This is a genomic window from Enterobacter sp. 940_PEND, from assembly GCF_001059415.1.
Lineage (GTDB): Bacteria > Pseudomonadota > Gammaproteobacteria > Enterobacterales > Enterobacteriaceae > Enterobacter > Enterobacter cloacae_M.
Genome location: NZ_JUMS01000123.1, coordinates 24,890 through 45,304 on the forward strand (window position 1 = coordinate 24,890; position 20,415 = coordinate 45,304).

16 protein-coding genes are annotated in these 20,415 nt (G+C 54.8%); 7 read left to right on the forward strand and 9 right to left on the reverse strand.

The window, feature by feature from the left end; all coding sequences use genetic code 11:
* Positions 1–7 precede the first annotated feature (7 nt).
* On the reverse strand, positions 8–2,116 hold the full coding sequence (rlmKL, locus tag ADJ24_RS17195) for a bifunctional 23S rRNA (guanine(2069)-N(7))-methyltransferase RlmK/23S rRNA (guanine(2445)-N(2))-methyltransferase RlmL (protein WP_023311022.1): 2,109 nt from the start codon (positions 2,114–2,116) through the stop codon (positions 8–10).
* Between the two features lie 98 nt (positions 2,117–2,214).
* On the opposite strand from rlmKL, the gene ADJ24_RS17200 reads away from it, so the two are divergent.
* Entirely contained in the window at positions 2,215–3,324 is a 1,110-nt protein-coding gene (locus ADJ24_RS17200; RefSeq protein ID WP_023311021.1) for a YcbX family protein, read from the forward strand.
* Here the strand turns inward: ADJ24_RS17200 and zapC are convergent.
* Positions 3,321–3,863, reverse strand: coding sequence for a cell division protein ZapC (gene zapC, locus ADJ24_RS17205; protein ID WP_023311020.1), 543 nt, complete (start codon positions 3,861–3,863; stop codon positions 3,321–3,323). The two genes, ADJ24_RS17200 and zapC, sit on opposite strands and share 4 nt — an antisense overlap.
* Before the next feature lie 165 nt (positions 3,864–4,028).
* Positions 4,029–5,039: a quinone-dependent dihydroorotate dehydrogenase gene (pyrD, locus tag ADJ24_RS17210; RefSeq protein ID WP_023311019.1), complete on the reverse strand. Its 1,011-nt coding sequence runs from the start codon at positions 5,037–5,039 to the stop codon at positions 4,029–4,031.
* A gap of 248 nt (positions 5,040–5,287) precedes the next feature.
* Here pyrD and ssuE point away from each other — a divergent pair, with 248 nt between their 5' ends.
* The 5 genes from ssuE to ssuB are packed head-to-tail and all read left to right on the forward strand — an operon-like array spanning position 5,288 to position 9,528.
* The gene (ssuE, locus tag ADJ24_RS17215; RefSeq protein WP_008499940.1) at positions 5,288–5,863 is read left to right on the forward strand and encodes an NADPH-dependent FMN reductase; all 576 of its coding nucleotides are present in this window, start codon (positions 5,288–5,290) and stop codon (positions 5,861–5,863) included.
* On the forward strand, positions 5,856–6,818 hold the full coding sequence (locus ADJ24_RS17220) for a sulfonate ABC transporter substrate-binding protein (protein WP_023311018.1): 963 nt from the start codon (positions 5,856–5,858) through the stop codon (positions 6,816–6,818). Before ssuE ends, ADJ24_RS17220 begins: the two co-directional genes overlap by 8 nt.
* On the forward strand, positions 6,815–7,960 hold the full coding sequence (gene ssuD / locus ADJ24_RS17225; RefSeq protein WP_023311017.1) for an FMNH2-dependent alkanesulfonate monooxygenase: 1,146 nt from the start codon (positions 6,815–6,817) through the stop codon (positions 7,958–7,960). Before ADJ24_RS17220 ends, ssuD begins: the two co-directional genes overlap by 4 nt.
* 9 nt (positions 7,961–7,969) lie before the next feature.
* Positions 7,970–8,761 (forward strand): aliphatic sulfonate ABC transporter permease SsuC, encoded by a 792-nt coding sequence (ssuC, locus tag ADJ24_RS17230; RefSeq protein ID WP_023311016.1) that lies wholly within the window; start codon positions 7,970–7,972, stop codon positions 8,759–8,761.
* Positions 8,758–9,528: an aliphatic sulfonates ABC transporter ATP-binding protein gene (ssuB, locus tag ADJ24_RS17235; RefSeq protein ID WP_023311015.1), complete on the forward strand. Its 771-nt coding sequence runs from the start codon at positions 8,758–8,760 to the stop codon at positions 9,526–9,528. The genes ssuC and ssuB overlap by 4 nt, the downstream gene beginning before the upstream one ends.
* Positions 9,529–9,624: 96 nt before the next feature.
* Here ssuB and pepN read toward each other — a convergent pair whose 3' ends face one another.
* Positions 9,625–12,237, reverse strand: coding sequence for an aminopeptidase N (gene pepN / locus ADJ24_RS17240; protein WP_023311014.1), 2,613 nt, complete (start codon positions 12,235–12,237; stop codon positions 9,625–9,627).
* A gap of 424 nt (positions 12,238–12,661) precedes the next feature.
* On the opposite strand from pepN, the gene ADJ24_RS17245 reads away from it, so the two are divergent.
* On the forward strand, positions 12,662–12,928 hold the full coding sequence (locus ADJ24_RS17245; RefSeq protein WP_023292714.1) for a DinI family protein: 267 nt from the start codon (positions 12,662–12,664) through the stop codon (positions 12,926–12,928).
* Between the two features lie 94 nt (positions 12,929–13,022).
* Here ADJ24_RS17245 and ADJ24_RS25615 read toward each other — a convergent pair whose 3' ends face one another.
* From ADJ24_RS25615 to ADJ24_RS17270, 5 genes are all read right to left on the reverse strand, one after another.
* Positions 13,023–14,264, reverse strand: a complete 1,242-nt coding sequence (locus tag ADJ24_RS25615) for a tail fiber domain-containing protein (RefSeq protein WP_048703070.1) — start codon at positions 14,262–14,264, stop codon at positions 13,023–13,025.
* 69 nt (positions 14,265–14,333) lie between these two features.
* Positions 14,334–18,482 (reverse strand): phage tail protein, encoded by a 4,149-nt coding sequence (locus ADJ24_RS17255; protein WP_048703073.1) that lies wholly within the window; start codon positions 18,480–18,482, stop codon positions 14,334–14,336.
* A gap of 53 nt (positions 18,483–18,535) precedes the next feature.
* Positions 18,536–19,126: a tail assembly protein gene (locus ADJ24_RS17260; RefSeq protein ID WP_048703076.1), complete on the reverse strand. Its 591-nt coding sequence runs from the start codon at positions 19,124–19,126 to the stop codon at positions 18,536–18,538.
* Between the two features lie 51 nt (positions 19,127–19,177).
* On the reverse strand, positions 19,178–19,630 hold the full coding sequence (locus tag ADJ24_RS17265; protein ID WP_048703079.1) for a hypothetical protein: 453 nt from the start codon (positions 19,628–19,630) through the stop codon (positions 19,178–19,180).
* Between the two features lie 74 nt (positions 19,631–19,704).
* The gene (locus ADJ24_RS17270; RefSeq protein WP_048703082.1) at positions 19,705–20,415 is read right to left on the reverse strand and encodes a C40 family peptidase; all 711 of its coding nucleotides are present in this window, start codon (positions 20,413–20,415) and stop codon (positions 19,705–19,707) included.

Consider the following 20,415-nt stretch of genomic DNA (forward strand, 5'->3'; position numbering starts at 1 on the left):
TTTCCTTTCAGACCGCGGTAATCAACCAGCAGTTATGAATTTGACGGTTACGGGCAAAGTCCTGAGACAGCGTTTTTTGGCTGATTTCTTGTGCTTTCAGTCCCAGGGCTGCTAAGCCGTCATGATCCATACGGAAGCCGCGTTTGTTGTTCGAGAACATAATAGTGCCGCCCTTACGCAGCAGGCGCTTCAGGTCGGTCATCAGGCGCAGGTGATCGCGTTGAACGTCAAAGCTATCCTCCATGCGCTTGGAGTTGGAGAAGGTCGGCGGATCGATAAAGATCAGGTCGAACTGCTCGTCGGTATCACGCAGCCAGCCCAGCACGTCGGCCTGCATCAGTCGGTGCTGACGTCCGGTCAGCCCGTTAAGACGCAGGTTGCGCTCCGCCCACTCCAGATAGGTGCGGGACATATCCACCGTGGTGGTGCTCCGCGCGCCGCCCAGACCCGCATGCACGCTCGCGCTGCCGGTATAGGAGAACAGGTTGAGGAAATCTTTGCCCTTGCTCATCTGACCCAGCATGCGACGGGCGATACGGTGGTCGAGGAACAGGCCGGTATCCAGATAGTCGGTCAGGTTCACCCACAGGCGAGCGTTGTATTCGCCCACTTCGATAAAGTCACCCTTCTCGCCCATCTTCTGGTACTGATTTTTCCCTTTCTGACGCTCGCGGGTTTTAAGCACCAGCTTGTTTGGCGCAATGCCGAGCACGGCGATGGTGGCCGCAATCACATCCAGCATGCGCTGACGCGCTTTTTGCGCATCAATGGTTTTCGGTGGCGCATATTCCTGAATCACCACCCAGTCCGCGTAGCGGTCAACCGCCACGTTGTACTCCGGCAGATCGGCATCGTACAGGCGATAGCATTCAATGCCCTCCTGCTTCGCCCACTTCTCAAATTTCTTCAGGTTCTTGCGCAGGCGGTTGGCGTAATCTTCCGCCACGCCGGACGGCTTGCTGTCCGCCGCTTTCTCCGCCAGATGGTAGTTTTTTTGCACGCAGTCCAGCGGGCCGTTTTTCGCTTTAAACTGGCGATCGGCACGCAGCTGCAGGCAGCTCAGCAGCTCCGGCGAGGCGCTAAACAGCGACAGGTTCCAGCCGCCGAAGTAGTCCTTCATATTGCGCCCCAGCAGGCTGTGTAGGGCAATCAGCGCCGGTTCGCTGTCCAGACGCTCGCCGTATGGCGGGTTGCTGATCACGGTACCGTACGGACCTTTTGGCAGCGGGTTGGTCAGGTTCGCCACGTCTTTCACCTCAAAGGTGACCAGCTCGCCGATACCGGCGCGACGGGCGTTGCTGCGCGCGCGTTCGATTACCCGCGGGTCGCTGTCCGAACCGTAGAAGTGGGAGGTGTACTCCGCCAGACCTTTACGCGCGCGGGTCTGCGCGTCGTCTTTGACCTCTTTCCAGAGCGCTTCGTCGTGCTGCGCCCAGCCTTTAAAGCCCCAGTGACCGCGATGCAGGCCCGGCGCGCGGTCGGTTGCCAGCATGGCCGCTTCAATCAGCAACGTACCGGAACCACACATCGGATCGAGCAGCGGCGTGCCCGGCTGCCAGCCGGAGCGCATTACAATGGCGGCAGCCAGCGTTTCTTTAATTGGCGCCATACCGGTACGATCGCGGTAGCCGCGCAGGTGCAGGCCTGCGCCGCTCAGATCGAGAGAAATACTCGCCGTGTCACCGTTGAGCCAGACGTTAATACGCAGATCCGGATTTTCGCGATCGACGTTTGGACGTTCCTTATTTTTACGCGTGAAGCAGTCCACAATGGCGTCTTTTACGCGCAGGGCACCGTACTGGCTGTTGCGGATCTCGTCGTTCACGCCGTTGAAATGCACCGCAAAGGTGGCATTTGGCGTGAAGATCTCTGTCCAGTCGATCATCTGTACGCCGGTATAGAGGTCCAGGTCACTATAGACCTTGCACTCCTTCATCGGCAGCATGATGCGCGACGCCAGACGGCTCCACATCAGGCTCTGGTAAATAAGCCGCGTGTCGCCCTCAAAATGGACACCACCCTGAACCACCTGGCACTCTTGCGCGCCCAGGCTTTCCAGTTCAGTTTTTAACAGCTCTTCCAGCCCACGGGCCGTACTGGCAAACAGAGAATTCATATCGTCACTTTTACTCTTAGAAAATTGTCGCGCATTATAGCTAATATGGCGTGTATGTCATAAAGTTGAAGGCTTATTTTCATTTGTGGGAGTGTGCAGTGGCGACGTTATCCAGGCTTTTTATTCATCCGGTGAAATCCATGCGCGGCATCAGCGTCTCTCACGCGCTGGCCGACATGAGCGGATTCGCCTTCGATCGTATTTTTATGGTCACCGAGCCTGACGGCACGTTCATTACCGCACGCCAGTTCCCGCAGATGGTTCGCTTTACCCCTTCCCCGCTTCATGACGGTTTACACCTTACCGCGCCGGACGGTTCCAGCGCGGTAATTCGCTTTGCTGATTTTGCGCCTGTCGATGCGCCAACGGAAGTGTGGGGCAATCATTTTACCGCGCGCATCGCCCCGGATGAGATTAACCGCTGGCTGAGCGGTTTCTTCTCTCGTGACGTGCAGCTGCGCTGGGTAGGTCCTGAACTGACGCGTCGCGTGAAGCGCCATGACGCAGTTCCCCTCTCCTTCGCCGATGGTTTCCCGTTCCTGCTGACTAACGAAGCCTCGCTGCGTGATTTACAAGGCCGCTGCAAGGCCAGCGTTCAGATGGAACAGTTCCGTCCGAACCTGGTGGTTACGGGCGCCGACGCCTGGGAAGAAGACACCTGGAAAGTGATCCGCATCGGTAGCGTCATCTTTGATGTCGTAAAACCCTGCAGTCGCTGCATTTTCACCACGGTGAGCCCTGAGAAAGGCCAGAAGCATCCTTCCGGCGAACCGCTGAAGACGCTGCAGTCGTTCCGCACCGCGCAGGACAACGGCGATGTGGATTTCGGCCAGAACCTGATCCCGCGCTCCAGCGGCGCAATCCGCGTCGGTGATGAGGTAGAAATTCTTACCCGAGGGCCTGCAAAAGCATACGGCTCAGGTCAGGAAGAAGAAATGGTCGACGTTGTGACGAATGTCGCCTCTGCGGTAGATATTCACTGGCAGGGCAACGTCATCCGTGGCAACAACCAGCAGGTATTACTGGAGCAACTGGAGCAGGCAGGTATTCGCGTACCCTATTCCTGTCGCGCAGGCATTTGCGGATGCTGCCGCATCAGGCTGGTGGATGGAGAGGTCAGTGCGCTGAAAAAATCGGCAATTGGAAATGACGGCACAATTCTGTGCTGTAGCTGCATACCGAAAACGTCCGTACAGCTGGAAGCTTAAACCGCCTGTTCAAGGCTGAAGGAATCTACGCGCAGCTGCGGCTTCAGCCTGTCGTTCATCACTTTAATGGCATCGCCAAGCTGCATCGTCCGCCCGGCAATGGTTACGCCGGGCTGTGCCAGCAGGCAGAGCGCAGCATTTTCGCCTGGCTCAACCACAAGCAGGCTCACCTCTTCTGCGGTATCGCTCAGATTGACGCTGGCCGCGTCACCCGTTGCCGGGGTCCAGCTCATACCATGCGCAAGAAAATGCCAGCTTTTTGGCATTTGCGGTTTCAGGAAGCGGATAGCCACCAGCGCATTTAATACCAGCTCGGCACGCTGCTCTTTAGAGAGCACCAGATCGCGACATTTTTCCTCAAAGGAGAAATAAAGCGCCGCATCGTCAACGCAAAAGCCCGACGGGGAAAATGCATCCGGGGTTAACATTCGGCGGGCAAAACGAGAACGAAACAACATGCCATTGGCTAAATCGAGCATCATTCGGTCATGCTCGTCGCAAAAATACCAGCGCCAGTTATCGTCAGGTTTAATTCGCATGTGTCTCTCCCGTCCCCAAACGTCCTGTACTAAAAATGTCCTGTTTGCCGCCTCGTTTATAACACCATTAATAAAAGACTATAATGACTAAATAAGCAACAGTGACGGAATATAAAACAACCAGGGCTGGAAATAAAGCCCTGGTTGTCTGATTAAGAGAAAAGATTAGATATGAGTAACGATTTCTTTAATCAGCGGCGGTCCTTTAAAAATAAAACCGGAATAGATTTGCACCAGTGACGCACCTGCCGCCATCTTCTCGCGCGCAGCAATCACTGAGTCAATGCCGCCGACGCCAATAATCGGCAGACGTCCTTTTAATTCCGCAGACAGGGCGCGAATAATTTCGGTGCTTTTTAATTGCACCGGACGTCCACTTAACCCACCCGCTTCGTCACAGTTTTTCATTCCCTGCACGAGGGAACGATCGAGAGTGGTATTGGTCGCAATAACACCATCAATATTATGGCGAACCAAACTGTCGGCAACCTGGATCAATTCTTCAGGAGAAAGATCCGGGGCGATCTTAACCGCGACCGGAACATATTTATGGTGGATCGTCTGGAGTTCATTTTGTTTATTTTTAATGGCACTCAGAAGATCGTCCAGCGCTTCGCCATATTGTAAGGAACGCAGACCCGGAGTATTGGGTGAAGAAATATTCACCGCGATATAACCGGCATAGGCGTAGACTTTTTCCATACAAATCAGATAGTCATCTTTACCCTGCTCGACTGGCGTGTCTTTATTTTTGCCGATATTGATGCCTAATATCCCGTCAAAATGGGCTTTTTTTACGTTCTCAACCAGGTGATCAACACCGAGGTTATTAAAACCCATGCGGTTGATCAGCCCTTCGGCTTCAACCAGGCGGAACAGGCGCGGCTTGTCATTTCCCGGCTGCGGGCGCGGCGTGACGGTACCGATTTCAATGGAGCCAAAGCCCATCGCGCCCAGGGCATCAATGCACTCACCATTTTTGTCCAGACCGGCCGCCAGACCCAGCGGATTTTTAAAGGTCAGACCCATGCACTGCACAGGTTTTTCCGGCACATTCTGACGCACCAGAGCGGCCAGCGGCGTTCCGGTAATACGACGTAATTGCTGGAATGTAAATTCATGAGCGCGCTCAGGGTCGAGCTGGAAAAGGGCTTTACGAACGAAGGGGTAGTACATGAACTCTCCTGGATTCCCGGTGTGCAAACCGGGAGGGGATTATGGGCGATCCACGCGCGAAAGGGAATTGACCTGCGGCAAAAAATCAGCGCAAAACGCAATCGTTTACCTTCCCGTCTATTTCTTATGCACTTTTTCGCATTTTAATTGCAGATAAATCATTTAGTGGAATAACCGCGCGGTGTCACACTCCTGAAAATTGTTATGAATGTTAGATAAAAGCAAACAATTGGTTATAAGGAGGAAGTATGCGCGTCATTACCCTGGCCGGAAGTCCACGATTCCCTTCGCGCTCCAGCGCCCTGCTGGAATATGCCCGCGAAAAACTCAATGCCCTGGATGTGGAAGTGTGCCACTGGAACCTGCATAACTTCGAACCTGAAGATCTGCTCTATGCCCGTTTCGACAGCCCTGCGCTTAAAACGCTCATCGAGCAGCTTAACGGCGCTGACGGCTTAATTGTGGCAACGCCCATTTATAAAGCCTCCTTTTCCGGGGCGCTGAAAACCCTGCTCGATCTGCTTCCGGAGCGCGCCCTGGACGGCAAAGTTGTGCTGCCGCTGGCAACGGGCGGTACGGTTGCCCATTTACTGGCCGTGGATTATGCCCTGAAGCCGGTGCTGAACGCGCTGAAAGCGCAGGAGATCCTCCACGGCGTTTTCGCAGATGACTCCCAGGTTATCGATTATCAACATAAACCTCATTTTACGCCCAACCTGCAAACCCGCCTCGATAACGCACTGGAAACCTTCTGGCACGCTCTGCACCGCAGGGATATCCAGGCCCCGGCGTTTGGTCAGCCTCAAGGAGTCGCACATGTTTAAAACGTTAACCCGCATCGGCCTGGCAGGTCTGATGGCACTTACCTCGCTGGCCCATGCCGCAGAAGCGGCTCCGGAAAGTTTGCGCATTGGCTATCAGAAAGGCAGCGTCAGCATGGTGCTGGCGAAAAGCCACCAGCTGCTGGAAAAACGCTTCCCGGACACCAAATTCTCCTGGGTGGAGTTCCCTGCTGGCCCGCAGATGCTGGAGGCCCTGAACGTCGGCAGTATCGATCTCGGCAGCACGGGCGATATTCCGCCGATATTTGCCCAGGCGGCGGGAGCGGACCTCGTCTATGTTGGCGTTGAGCCGCCCAAACCGAAGGCCGAAGTGATTCTGGTGCCTGAAAACAGCGACATTAAAAGCGTCGCCGACCTCAAAGGGCACAAAGTGGCTTTCCAGAAAGGTTCCAGCTCACACAACCTGCTGTTGCGTGCCCTGCAGGAAGCCGGGCTGAAGTTCACTGACATTCAGCCTGTTTACCTGACGCCTGCCGACGCCCGCGCCGCGTTCCAGCAGAAGGACGTTGATGCCTGGGCAATCTGGGATCCGTACTACTCCGCCGCATTGCTGCAGGGCGGCGTTCGCGTGCTGAAAGACGGTACCACGCTGAAGCAGACCGGTTCGTTCTATCTGGCCGCGCGTCCTTACGCGGAAAAGAACGGCGCATTTATTCAGGGCGTACTGGATACCTTTACCCAGGCCGATGCGCTGACCCAGACCCAGCGCCAGGAGAGCATTGCCCTGCTGGCGAAAACCATGGGCTTACCTGAGCCGGTGATCGCGAGCTATCTCAACCACCGTCCGCCGACCACCATCACGCCCGTGGACGCGCACGTCGCCGCGCTTCAGCAACAAACGGCTGACCTGTTCTATCAAAACCGCCTGGTGCCAAAACAGGTCACTATCCGCGAACGCATCTGGCAGCCCGCAGGCAAAGAAGGAGCTAAATCATGAGTCTGAATCTTTTCTGGTTTTTACCCACCCACGGTGATGGACACTATCTTGGTACAGAAGAGGGCTCGCGCTCGGTTGACCACGGCTACCTGCAGCAGATTGCGCAGGCGGCGGACCGAATCGGTTTCACCGGGGTGCTGATCCCGACCGGACGTTCATGTGAAGATGCCTGGCTGGTGGCCGCATCGATGATCCCGGTCACCCAGCGTCTGAAGTTCCTGGTTGCCTTACGCCCGAGCGTAGTCTCCCCTACCGTGGCGGCGCGTCAGGCGGCAACGCTGGACAGGCTATCCAACGGTCGCGCCCTGTTTAACCTGGTGACGGGCAGCGACCCGCAGGAGCTGGCGGGCGATGGGGTGTTCCTCGACCATACCGAGCGCTATGAAGCCTCCGCCGAGTTCACCCGCGTCTGGCGACGTCTGCTGGAAGGGGAAACCGTCACCTTTGAAGGCAAGCATATTCACGTTCGTGACGCGAAGCTCTACTTCCCACCGGTTCAGCAGCCGCGCCCGCCGCTCTATTTTGGCGGATCGTCGGATGTGGCCCAGGATCTGGCGGCAGAGCAGGTCGATCTCTATCTTACCTGGGGCGAACCGCCTGAGCTGGTGAAAGAAAAAATTGCCCAGGTACGCGCGAAGGCGGCCGCCCATGGCCGCAAGGTGCGCTTCGGTATTCGCCTGCACGTAATCGTGCGCGAAACCAATGAAGAAGCCTGGCAGGCCGCCGACCGTCTGATTTCCCATCTGGACGATGAGACCATCGCCAGGGCGCAGGCCGCGTTTGCCAAAACCGACTCCGTCGGACAGCACCGAATGGCGTCCCTGCACAACGGCAAGCGCGAGAATCTGGAGATCAGCCCGAACCTGTGGGCGGGCGTCGGCCTGGTGCGCGGCGGTGCGGGCACGGCGCTGGTCGGCGACGGTCCGACCGTAGCCGCCCGGATTAATGAATACGCAGACCTGGGTATCGACAGCTTTATTCTCTCCGGTTATCCGCATCTGGAAGAGGCGTACAAGGTGGGCGAGCTGTTATTCCCGCATCTGGATGTCGCCATCCCGGAGATTCCGCAGCCGCAGCGGCTTCAGCTTCAGGGCGAAGCCGTGGCGAACGAGTTTATTCCACGCAAAGCCGCACAGAGCTAAGGAGTGACCATGTCTGCCACATCACAAAAATGGCTGCTGCGCGCCGCGCCGTGGTTTTTACCCGTCGGCATTGTGGCTCTCTGGCAGCTCGCGTCATCCACCGGCTGGCTGTCGAGCCGCATTCTGCCCTCTCCGGAGGGCGTCGTAGAAGCGTTCTGGTCGCTGAGCGTGAGCGGTGAGCTGTGGCAGCATCTGGCTATCAGCTCCTGGCGCGCCGTGATTGGGTTTTCCATCGGCGGCAGCATCGGTCTGGTTCTGGGCTTGATCAGCGGCCTTTCCCGCTGGGGCGAGCGGCTGCTGGATACCTCTATTCAGATGCTGCGCAACGTGCCGCATCTGGCGCTGATCCCGCTGGTTATCCTGTGGTTTGGGATTGATGAGAGCGCCAAGATCTTCCTCGTGGCGCTGGGCACATTGTTCCCGATTTACATCAACACCTGGCACGGCATCCGCAACATCGATCGCGGTCTGGTGGAGATGGCACGCAGCTACGGCTTATCGGGTTTTTCTCTCTTTATTCACGTGATTCTGCCGGGCGCCCTGCCCTCCATTATGGTCGGGGTGCGTTTTGCGCTCGGCCTGATGTGGCTGACGCTGATTGTGGCAGAGACCATCTCGGCCAACTCAGGCATTGGCTACCTGGCGATGAACGCCCGCGAATTCCTGCAAACGGACGTGGTGGTGGTTGCCATCATTCTGTATGCCCTGCTCGGCAAGCTCGCCGACGTCAGCGCCCAGTGGCTGGAGCGCAGCTGGCTGCGCTGGAACCCGGCCTATACCCTTCAGGAGGCGAAAGCATGAACACTGCACGACTGAATCAGGGAACGCCGTTACTGCTGAACGGCGTGACCAAACGCTACGGCGAAAACACCATTCTTAACGGGCTGGATCTGCACATTCCCGCCGGACAATTTGTGGCCGTTGTTGGTCGCAGCGGCGGCGGCAAGAGCACCCTGCTACGGCTTCTGGCCGGGCTGGAAGCCCCCAACGGCGGTGACATTCTGGCAGGAACGACGCCGCTTTCGAATATTCAGGACGATACCCGCATGATGTTTCAGGATGCACGCCTGCTGCCGTGGAAAACGGTTATCGACAATGTCGGGCTCGGTCTTAAGGGCAGCTGGCGGGATGAAGCCCGCCAGGCGCTGGCCGCCGTTGGGCTGGAAAATCGTGCGGGCGAATGGCCGGCAGCCCTCTCGGGTGGGCAGAAGCAGCGCGTGGCGCTGGCGCGTGCGCTAATTCACCGTCCGGGCCTGCTGTTGCTTGATGAACCGCTCGGCGCGCTCGACGCCCTGACGCGGATCGAAATGCAGGATTTGATTGGATCCCTGTGGCAGGCGCACGGCTTTACGGTACTGCTGGTGACGCATGACGTGAGCGAAGCCGTCGCGATGGCTGACCGGGTGCTGTTAATAGAGGACGGGAAAATAGGCCTGGATCTGACGGTGGATCTTCCGCGCCCTCGCCGCGTGGGCTCTGCAAGGCTGGCGGAGCTGGAAGCAGAGGTATTGGATCGGGTGATGAAGCGCGGGGGGACGGAGTTAGAGCGAGCCAAGGCTAATGCCTGATGCCCTCACCCCGGCCCTCTCCCGCGGGGAGAAAACACAAAAAACGGCAACCGAGGTTGCCGTTTTGCGTTTACCTGCCCACCGGCATTTTTTACATCAGGCGAGCGCCTTAGCAATCTTCTCGTACAGATCGCCAGACAGGTTCTCCAGCCCTTTCAGCTGCTCAAGCGCGGCACGCATCTTCGCCTGACGCTTCGCGTCGTAGCGTTTCAAACGGATCAGCGGCTCAATCAGACGCGACGCCACCTGCGGGTTACGGCTGTTCAGCTCGGTCAGCATTTCCACCATGAACTGATAACCGCTGCCGTCTTCGGCGTGGAACGCCGCCGGGTTACTGCTGGCAAATGCGCCAATCAGAGAACGCACGCGGTTTGGGTTGCTCAGGGTAAAGGAGCGATGCTTCAGCAGGCTGCGCACGTTGCTGAGCGCATCAGCCGCCGGACTGGTCGCCTGCAGGATGAACCACTTGTCCATCACCAGGCCATCCTGATGCCACTTGTCGTCGTACTCCTGCATTAGCGCATCGCGGCACGGCAGTTCGGCGGCAACGCTTGCGCCCAGCGCGGCCAGCGCGTCGGTCATGTTATCCGCTTCGTGATACTGCTTGCTCACCAAAGTGTTCGCCAGCTCGGTTTCGCCAAACGCCAGATAGCGCAGGCAGGTATTGCGCAGAGAACGTTTACCAATGTCCGCGTGCTCAACGCGATAAGCGTCAAGCTTGTTGGCGTTATAAATGGCGAGGAACTCATCGGCCAGTTCTGCAGCCAGCGTACGGGTCAACGCTTCACGCACCGCCACGATCGCAATCGGGTCGATGATGTCAAACAGCTCGGCGATTTCAGTCGCTGACGGCAGGGTCAGAATTTCAGCGGCCAGGGCCGGGTCAATCTTCTCATCCAGCAGGATCGCGCGGAACGCGTCAGCCACATGGACAGGCAGCGACAGCGGCTGGCCCTGCTGATGGCGGTTTACGTTGAGCTTGATGTAGGTCGCCAGCAGGCTTTGCGCCGCATCCCAACGGGAGAAGTCGTTACGCGCGTGACGCATCAGGAACGTCAGCTGCTGATCGCTCCACTTGTATTCCAGCTTCACCGGCGCGGAGAATTCACACAGCAGCGCAGGCACCGGCTGGAAGTAGACGTTATCGAAGATAAAGGTCTGCTCGGCCTGAGTCACGTTCAGCACGTGGTGTACCGGGTGGCCTCCCTTCTGGAGCGGGATGACTTTGCCTTCGTTATCGTACAGCTCAATGCTGAACGGAATATGCAGCGGATATTTCTCTTCCTGCTCCGCCGTCGGCGGCGTGCGCTGGCTGATGGTCAGAGTGTACTGCTCGGTTTCCGGATTGTAATCGTCTTTGACGGTCACAACCGGCGTCCCGGCCTGGCTGTACCAGCGGCGGAAGTGAGAGAGATCGACATTAGAGGCATCTTCCATAGCCTGCACAAAATCGTCGCAGGTGGCCGCGCTGCCGTCGTGCCGCTCAAAGTAGAGCTGCATCCCTTTCTGGAAATTCTCCTCGCCCAGCAGGGTGTGGATCATGCGGATAATTTCAGCGCCCTTCTCGTACACCGTCAGAGTGTAGAAGTTGTTCATCTCGATGACTTTATCCGGGCGGATCGGGTGCGCCATTGGGCTGGCATCTTCCGCAAACTGCAGGCCGCGCATGGTACGCACGTTGTTGATGCGGTTCACCGCACGTGAACCCAGATCGGAGCTGAACTCCTGATCGCGGAAGACAGTCAGGCCCTCTTTCAGGCTCAGCTGGAACCAGTCGCGGCAGGTTACGCGGTTACCGGTCCAGTTGTGGAAATATTCATGGCCGATAACGCGTTCGATATCAAGGTAGTCTTTGTCCGTTGCGGTATCGGTACGCGCCAGCACGTATTTAGAATTGAAGACGTTAAGGCCTTTGTTCTCCATTGCGCCCATGTTGAAGAAATCGACGGCGACGATCATATAGATGTCGAGATCATATTCGAGGCCGAAGCGCTCCTCGTCCCACTTCATGGAGTTGATGAGCGAGGTCATCGCCCACGGCGCGCGGTCAAGGTTGCCGCGGTCAACGAACAGCTCCAGCGCCACCTCGCGGCCTGAGCGCGTTTTGAATGTATCGCGCAGCACGTCGAAGTCCCCCGCCACCAGCGCAAACAGGTAGCACGGTTTCGGGAAGGGATCCTGCCACTGCACCCAGTGACGGCCATTCTCCAGCTCGCCTTCGCCTACGCGATTACCGTTGGAGAGCAGGAAGGGATACAGGGTTTTATCGGCGATGATTTTGGTGGTGAAGCGCGCCAGGACGTCCGGACGGTCGAGATACCAGGTTATATGACGGAACCCTTCCGCTTCACACTGGGTACACAGCGCCACGCCCGACTGGTAAAGCCCTTCCAGCGCGGTGTTGGCGGCCGGGCTGATTTCATTCACGATGCGCAGCGTAAACTGTTCCGGCAGGTTGTCGATGACCAGCTGGTTGTTTTCTTCTTTATAGTCCGACCAGGCTTCATCATTAATATGCAGGGAGACCAGCGTCAGGTCTTCACCATCCAGACGCAGCGGCACCGCAGTTGCGCTATGGCGCGTCACCTGGCTCACCGCCGTGACAACGGTTTTTGTGGCATCCAGGTCAAAAGTCAGATCGATTTCGCTAATCAGGTAATCCGGCGCACGGTAGTCGTGGCGGTATTTGGCTTGTGGCTGTTGTGTCATAGAAAACCTTATGCATCGTTTGTCGAGTAACGTTTCAATATATTCCTGTTGCGCAAATCGCGCTATGCAGAATGTTCATCTTTTCAGGGTCAAAACCCTTTTTTGCTACATTTGTATAATATGAACTCATAGTTTTTAAAATCGATAAAGATCGTCCAGGAGCGCTTTAAACAAGGGATGAGAGAGATCGATATAAAGCTTGATTAACGAACTTTAACGAACTTCACATACCACTTTTGCCCCATCCATGCCCCACGCATAATTCTAGTCAGCGCCAGACCACGTCAGCCCTGTAGGGCAAATCGATAACAAACACGCCAGCAGTATGTTCCCCAAAATTTAAAAACAAGTGGTTCATGCCTTGACAGACAAAACCGCCAAAGCAAAAATACTGTATATTCAAACAGTGATTGGCGGAGCACTTATGTTCGTAGAACTGGTTTATGACAAGCGTAATGTTGAGGGGCTCGAAGGGGCCAGAGAGATCATACTGGCCGAGCTGACGAAGCGGGTGCACCAGATTTTCCCTGATGCCGAAGTGAAGGTGAAGCCGATGCAGGCAAACGGCCTGAATAGCGATGCCAGCAAAAGCGATCGGGAAAAACTGAACCGCATGCTGGAGGAAATGTTTGAAGAATCAGATATGTGGTTGGTATCTGAGTTCCCGACCGTTCGCCAGGTTGGCCTGTAAATATTGCTGGGGTAATATTCCCGGCGTTTGCTCGGGCATGAACACTGAGCAACCAGCCGCCGCCCATTCTTACATACGACGGGCGGCGGCTTTTTCAGCTTCCAGACTGAAGCGCTTCCACTTTCAGGGTTAACTCTTCAACTTTTTCCATTAATGCGAGAATAGCCTCATGATGAAGCGCTGCGGAAACACCAGTTGTATCGACTGAAAGGACATCCTTAACTTCCGTGCCATCCTCCATCTTCATGGTCTGTCCAAAATTGTTCACTGCTTCAGGAAATACTTTCTGTACTTCTTGCGCGATAAAACCGAAACCTGTAACGCCAGAATCAAGACGATGCCAAGAATAACCTCTTAGCTTCTTCATCGCTTCCAGTGGATCAGGGATGGGAGTAATTCCATCTTTTATTCGCTCGTCACAATTATTGACCCACGTACCGGTAGCCTGGCCATTTGCGTTGAAATTCCAGAGCGCAAATGGAGATGAATTATCAGCGCGTAAAGCAATCTGAACCGATTGAATAGAAGCTCCGCCAGTTCGTAAAGCCCCAATAGTCCACTCACCAGACCACCATCCGCCGCGCAGGAAGTTTACCCAATCGCCCGCCGCTGGGTTTACGTTCGATATGTTTGTAACAACGATTGCATTATTGATCGAGTCACCATTAAAAACGCCTGCCTTGACGGTAAAACCGCCCGCCCCTGGTACAGACAGGCCGCTATTTAATGTTCCCCCGGTCTTTCCGTTCACAGTACCCAGGCGCAAATCATCTCCTGCGGCCACCGTTCCCGCTGCCGTTCCAACGTCTCTGGTGGCACTGTTTCCTAAACCGAGGTTTGTGCGAGCGCCTGATGCGGTTGTCGAACCAGTACCGCCCTGTTCAATGCTGAGCGCCGTTGTCAGCCCGCTGAGGGAGGTGATATCGCTGTTAGCCCCTTTCTTGGCCAGTGATTTCTGACCCGGTACCGTGACAGCCACGCCGTTAATTGTGATGGTGACGTCTGTAGTACCGTTCATCACATCAGCGAATCCACTCATATAGCGCTGGTACATAGTGAAGGTTTCAGCGATGTCCTGCGCCAGACCGTCAACGCTCAGGCTGTCGCTCAGAAGAATGGCATATTTGGTTCCCGCAGGGATTGCAGGGTTAGCAGCTGGCGTAACGGTGAGAGAGGTTGCGCCGCCGATAGCGGTAATCTGAAAAACCTGCACTGGACTGGTCATTGCAATAACTGTGCAGCCGTTGCGGATCAGAGAACCTGCGGCGGTAAAATTAGTACCTGTACCGGTAAGTGTATTGCCGCTGACAGCAATTGTGCCTGTTGTGTAAATCATATTTTCTCCAGGAAATAAAAAACCCGCCAAAAGTGACGGGTTATTAATCGTGTTGAATGTCTAATTGGATTATGAGAACGACCCGGTACCTCGGGTAATGGTTAACGTCGGTGATGTAATTGACTTACTTGCTGTTCCGCTTCCTGTGACTGTAATGGTTCCCGTAACTGTATTTGCGGTGATGTTTCTCAATGCATGCCTTACCGATATCCACATCCCAGTATTCCCTGACGGTACGTTAATATTTCCAAGGTCACGTATATTCCCATTGATATTGAGCTTGATGTTAACGACCGTTGTTCCGGTAAGCGATGACACATAAACCAGACCTTCGAGAAGGGCGGATTTCGCAAGCGAGGAATTAGAGGAGTCTGTGAATGTTATCGCTCTGGTAGCTGTTGTAGCGCCTGAAACGACAACGTCTTCTCCAACTCCAATATTCGCTATATCACCGACAAAAGTCGTGGCCTCAACACTACCCTTAAAGCTTCCATTTGTTGCATATACTGTTCCACGGATAGTGACGTTATTAAATACAGCGTAACCCGATTTGTTGATATGCCAGCCAACATTACCGGTTCCGTCCCATGTTGAGGACTGGATATAGCTGCCGATTTTGGCGTTACCGATCGTCCCGTCACCAATTACTGTGTCACGGATGATGGTTTGTCCGTTCTGGATAACAAAAGGAAGAGTCACGGCGCCGCCTGCCTGGGTCATAACCGCGAAGCGGTCAGCCACGAAGATAACCTGCGTCTGCATTCCAGATGGCGTATTCTGAACACCAATCCCCATCCCTGCTGCATACTGATTACCATTAGAATCAACAGCAACCTTAATGCTGTACATCGCATTCAGGTTATTGTTGATGTCAGCTGATACCTGAGCATTCTGGACAATAGCGGCCTGCTGGCCATTTACAGTGACCTTCAGCGAATTGATCTGAGTTGCCGAAGCCTGTGTGAAGTCAGCAAGCGTCTTTGACAGATCAGTGACATTCGCGGTGTTTCCACCGGCACTGGAGTCAAGGGTGCGCAACGACTCAGCAACAGCTTTACTGGCATCGGCCATTACATTATCGACCCGCTCAATACCGGCTTTGTTATCGCCATATTGCACGCTCAGAAGGTTACGCTGGTTAACCTGAGCGAGCGTGCTGGTGATCAGCGCGATAGCATTGTTCTGAATACCGCCGCTGGCCTTATCAGTTTGTGCACCCAGTTCTTCCAGACGTGATGCCATTGAGGAATCGAGGCCCGTGACTACCTGGCTAAGATCAGTGATTGATGCTGTATTCTGAGCACCTACAGCAGCAGCTGAATCAGCTTTATCAGAGGCGGCCTGCGTGGCAGCAGTCAATTGGCTTACCGCAGAAGCGCGCGCTTCAGTTTCCGTCGCTAATGCCTGGCGAACATCAGTAATACCGGCTTCATTCTGCGCAGTTTTTGCCTCAAGACGGGTAACATCAGTAACTCGCGCCTCCGTCTCAGTGGCGATCACCTCCCGGAGCTGTTCGAATGTCGCAGAGTTTGCGCCCTGCTGCGCAGTCTGCCGCACAACAACATCAGCAATTGCCAGAGCATTGCCGATAATTGCTTCGGCGGTCTGCTTATTCGAACCCACGGCAGCAGCCAGGCCATCGGCGTTCTCCTTAATTGCATCGGACAGCTCCGCCAGTTTTTCACTGCTGGCCACGGCATCCTCGATCAGGTCCTTGAAGACTTCAGAGCTTTTGATGTCTTCAAGGATTGCATCCGTGATGTCGGAAACATCGATGCTGGCCTGTCCCCGCACCCATTCTGTATAACCTGATTCGTTGCCGCTTCGGTCCACCAGCTGCGCGCGGTACCAGAAAATCTGCCCAGCCTTAAGGCCCATCTGCTGATATTTGCGCTGCGGGTAAGGCACATCGGCCAGCAGAATCGCATCGTCTTCGGTCCCGGTGAGGCTATACTGAATTTCCGTCTTCAGCGTGTCGTCGGTATTCGCCGGGAATCCCCAATTCAGCTCGATACCGAATACCACGTTTTCAGAAGCGATGAAGCCAACCGGCTTCGGTGGATTGCCCACTTTACCCGTCAGCGTTTTCTCTTCTGAATAGCCCCATCCGGATGAAATTTCTGCGGCATTGATTGCGCGCACGCGCACCAGGTAGCGCCCCGCATAAATCCCCGGGACGTCGAATGATGTGGTGGAGCTGCGCGGCACGTTAACCCAGTTCCCGTCGTTGCGGCGCCACTGCGCTTCATAGGCGATAGCGTTCTGCGCCTGGTCCCAGCTCACGCGCATCGTTTCGACGCTGATATTTTGCTGCACCACAGAAAACGAGCTGATCACGATGTTCGCAGGCGGCGACTGGTTACCCGGAGGGATCACACTCACCGGCCGCTGGTCGATGATGGCTCCGGTATCGATGCGGGCATATTTATCCGGGTCGTGCCATGCGCCAGTAATCGAGAAAGTGCCATCATCTTTTTCGGAAACGCTGACAACACGATACTGCTGCGCGTAGAGCTCGTCAGATTCAACCACCCAAACAGCTTCGGCCTGTGGTGTCTCACTGTATGCCGTGGTGACTGTGACTGATTCCCCGTTTACGGCCTGAATGGTCCTGCTCTGCGACACTCCGGATGGTAAGTTGAGAATAAGGCGATCACCCGCTGCTGCATCTGCCACGCGGTCAAGTTTGATAACGCGACCGTTAACGGCGCTGATGCGGCCGCCCATAACCTTTCCGGAAAGCAGCTCGTCTGCCACGGCGATGATGTAGCCCGGCTGCGGAATGTTGCCGTCCAGCCCGACATCAAACGAAACAACACGATCCTTGTTGTTGGTGAGAATACCCCAGCGCCCCTTTCGGTTAGCTTCTGACTGCCTGGTGCAGCCGATGGCTGTCATTTCCAGCTGATTGAAGCCGTACCGCGCCACCAGCGCCTGCTCAAATACCGGCTCCATCGCGTCGGCATAAGCGTTCCCCGGATCTGACCATGAAACCAGTGCTGTGGTGTAGCGGCTTTTCGTGGTGCTGCTCGAATAGGTGAAGCGACCGCCAACAACGTTAGCGCGCGTGTAGCTGTAATCAACATCGCGCGGCATGTCAGCCAGGGCCACAATCTGATCCCCGCCCCAGTAGGTCATGCCACGGAAGATAGCGGCAAAATCACGCAGGACTGTGTAGGCATCGTTCCGGTCCTGAATGTACACGTTGCAGGTATAACGTGGTTCGGTACCGTTGCCCCCCTTGCCGTCTGGTACCATCTGATCACAATACTGGGCAACCTGATAAAGCGTCCATTTATCAATATTCGCAGCGGTCAAACGGTGCCCGAGGCCGAACCGGTCAGAAACAACCAGGTCGTAAAAAATCCACGCAGGGTTATCCGTCCATGCCCACTTAAACGCACCGGTCCACGTACCGCTATAAGTGCGTGTTTCAGGGTCGTAGGTATCTGGAACGCGGATAACACGGCCGCGAGGCTCGCAGGAGATCTGCGGGATAGAGCCGTTAAACTGGCTGGAATCGAATTCGATGTAAAGCAGCGCGGTGTTCGGGTAGCGCAGTTTGGCGTCAATCACCTCGGTGAAGCTCTGCAGCGTCATCGTGTCGCCGATCTTCGCGCTGTTGGCGTCAGAGGTAATCTTACGCAGACGGATTGTCCAGGTGCTGCCAGCCTGCGGTAGATCGATACGGTGGCTGCGCTCATAACCAGATGTCGTTTTTCCGGTCACGCTGGTATTGAGTACCATCTGCCAAGTTCCGCCGTCCGTCTGCAGGTCGATCGCGTAGTTAATCGAATAGCCGACCAGATCTCCGTCGTCCTCCTGCTTGAAAAGCGAAGGCCATTTCAGACGCAGACGAACCGCTGATAGCTGCGTATTGGTGAACGTGCGCGTCCAGGCTGTAGCGCTTGATACCTCAGTTCCTACGCTGATTTCGTTTTCGGTACCGGGAATACCCTGAATATATGTTTGCGCCTGCGTTCCTGCGCGAAACTCCCACGTTACGCCGCTGAAGTTTTGGGAGCCGTCAGCATTCTCCAGCGCCGTTCCGTCCAGGTAGATATCTTTGCCGGTTAGCTGCCCTGCAAACTCCCCTTCGCCAAGCGCAACGAGGATTTTTGCCTTCGCTACAGATTGCAGATCATCAGGCTGTTCGGTAGGGGTTCGGGAACTTGAGCTGCCGCCCTTGCGGCCTTTTAACACTTTATCTGTAGCCATATTGCGCCCATAAAAAAAGCCACCCGAAGGTGGCCAGAAAAAAGGTTAGTTATCTACTGCTGATCTTCGACATAAATTCCGGCAGAAATAATCGCTCCGCCGATTCGACGCTTACCATAAAGCAGAGGCACCGGGTACCCCTGTGCCGCGGTGTTTGTAACACCGCCGAATGCGTAGGATGCGCGGTTATCTGCGCTTTGTTTGCTGGCCAGACCTGCAGGTTGAGGAGATAGCATTTGGACAACACCTCCCAGCATCACCGCAGCGCCAAATTTATAGAAAAACGGAGATGCTGCTGCCCAGGGAGTAAAATTAAGTACTGCGCCAACAGCAACGAGGGCCGCTCCCAAAATAGTTTGCAACACTCCAGCCTTTTTGCTGCCGATGACTACAGGCACAATACGAATGACTTCACCCGTTACAGGGAACCCTAAATCATCAACGCTGATATTCTTTTTATCTTTATAAACGGCGTAAGTAAGGCCTCGCGCCTTGCTTGTATTCAAGAACGTCTCGAAACCATTGATTGTTTTTGCAAGAGCATTGATTGCTTCTGAGGTGGTACGTATTAGACGATGATGTACTCTCCCAAACGTTTTACCCAGAACGCCACCAAGTTCAATTCTGGTCATTATCTCTTGCATATGTTCTCCTAAATAAAAAAAACCGCCTAAGCGGTTTAATTTTTAAGTTATCTAAGGCCTCATATATTGAGAGCTTAATTTGGGGATGTTTTTCTCTGCCCTGTTTTTATTCACATCTTTGAAAAACATTTTCTTAACGGGGATATCATATCCTGCGCTTGCACACAGCGTAGAAATCACTGTTTGGTCAATAGGCTCACCAGTTTGAGAGTTAACATCAAATGATGCCGCAATAAGTTTACCATCTGCATTTTTACCTAAGAATGTTGCAAACAGTTGTTTTCCGGCATATGCGCCGTATGAATTCTTACCGTTAACATATCCACAATAAGTAAAAGTGGTATCTGGATAGGGAAAGTCCATATGGTAGAATTTTGCAGCATCGGGGTCCTTCATTTCTTCTCTGATAACATTTTCTACTGCAGATTTTTCATCTTCAGTAATTGGTCTTGCCTCAACGTGCATTCCAACAAATGCCAATATCAATAGTGCTAAGCGTTTCATTTTTCCCCCTTTATGTTTGAAGGTTAATGATAACAGGCTCAGTACCCTTTCAGAAATATGCCGCCCCAGCGAATTCAGATTAGCGTTTTGAAACGTAAAATCTTCATCGTCCTTTCCTGCCAATAGCCCCCATACGGTACGCGCTGGCTCAGATGGCCGTACAGGTGGTGCAGCAGCATATTTCCCTCCAGCAGAATTCCCGCGTGATTCCACTTATCGGCCTGGACCTGCATGATCACCATATCGCCGGGTTTCGGTGGCCCGTCGAATTCACGGAATCCGCACTCATACCAGCAATCCTGATAGAAGTTGTCCGGATAGTCGTTTTCCCACCAGGGATAATCCACCCGGTAATCGTGGAGCTCGATATCGTGCGTTTGCCGGAAATAGCTCATTACCAGCCCCCAGCAGTCAAAGTGTCCAAGCACAAACGGACGCTCCAGCAGCGGCAGTTCTCCGCGCGGATGGATGGTGCGTAAATCCCCCTCCGGCCAGCTCACAATATGCCAGGGTAAAAGCGTTGCGTCGCATTGCGCTTTATCCAGTTCGCTCGGTTGCGTTGTGGCGTCAGGGTGACTGTGAACGATGGCGATCACCGTTCCCCAGTCCTCAGCAGCTGCGTAGTCTTCGGGGCAAAGGACAAAATTGTCCTCCGGCGCCGCGGCAAGATTCCGGCACGGGAAATAACGTTCAACGCGGCTTTTCTGCGCCACCACGCCGCAACACTCAAGAGGATATTCAGCTGCAGCATGCGCCATAATCGCATCGATGGTTTTCTGACGCAT

Excerpts from the sequence above, each read along its gene's own strand:
- ssuB (WP_023311015.1), top strand. The coding sequence starts at position 8,758 with ATGAACACTGCACGACTGAATCAGGGAACGCCGTTACTGCTGAACGGC.
- ADJ24_RS17265 (WP_048703079.1), bottom strand. The coding sequence starts at position 19,630 with ATGAAACGCTTAGCACTATTGATATTGGCATTTGTTGGAATGCACGTT.
- pepN (WP_023311014.1), bottom strand. The coding sequence starts at position 12,237 with ATGACACAACAGCCACAAGCCAAATACCGCCACGACTACCGTGCGCCG.
- ADJ24_RS17255 (WP_048703073.1), bottom strand. The coding sequence starts at position 18,482 with ATGGCTACAGATAAAGTGTTAAAAGGCCGCAAGGGCGGCAGCTCAAGT.
- ADJ24_RS17245 (WP_023292714.1), top strand. The coding sequence starts at position 12,662 with ATGTTCGTAGAACTGGTTTATGACAAGCGTAATGTTGAGGGGCTCGAA.
- ssuE (WP_008499940.1), top strand. The coding sequence starts at position 5,288 with ATGCGCGTCATTACCCTGGCCGGAAGTCCACGATTCCCTTCGCGCTCC.
- pyrD (WP_023311019.1), bottom strand. The coding sequence starts at position 5,039 with ATGTACTACCCCTTCGTTCGTAAAGCCCTTTTCCAGCTCGACCCTGAG.
- ADJ24_RS17260 (WP_048703076.1), bottom strand. The coding sequence starts at position 19,126 with ATGCAAGAGATAATGACCAGAATTGAACTTGGTGGCGTTCTGGGTAAA.
- ssuC (WP_023311016.1), top strand. The coding sequence starts at position 7,970 with ATGTCTGCCACATCACAAAAATGGCTGCTGCGCGCCGCGCCGTGGTTT.
- ADJ24_RS17270 (WP_048703082.1), bottom strand. The coding sequence starts at position 20,415 with ATGCGTCAGAAAACCATCGATGCGATTATGGCGCATGCTGCAGCTGAA.
- ADJ24_RS25615 (WP_048703070.1), bottom strand. The coding sequence starts at position 14,264 with ATGATTTACACAACAGGCACAATTGCTGTCAGCGGCAATACACTTACC.
- ssuD (WP_023311017.1), top strand. The coding sequence starts at position 6,815 with ATGAGTCTGAATCTTTTCTGGTTTTTACCCACCCACGGTGATGGACAC.
- ADJ24_RS17220 (WP_023311018.1), top strand. The coding sequence starts at position 5,856 with ATGTTTAAAACGTTAACCCGCATCGGCCTGGCAGGTCTGATGGCACTT.
- rlmKL (WP_023311022.1), bottom strand. The coding sequence starts at position 2,116 with ATGAATTCTCTGTTTGCCAGTACGGCCCGTGGGCTGGAAGAGCTGTTA.
- zapC (WP_023311020.1), bottom strand. The coding sequence starts at position 3,863 with ATGCGAATTAAACCTGACGATAACTGGCGCTGGTATTTTTGCGACGAG.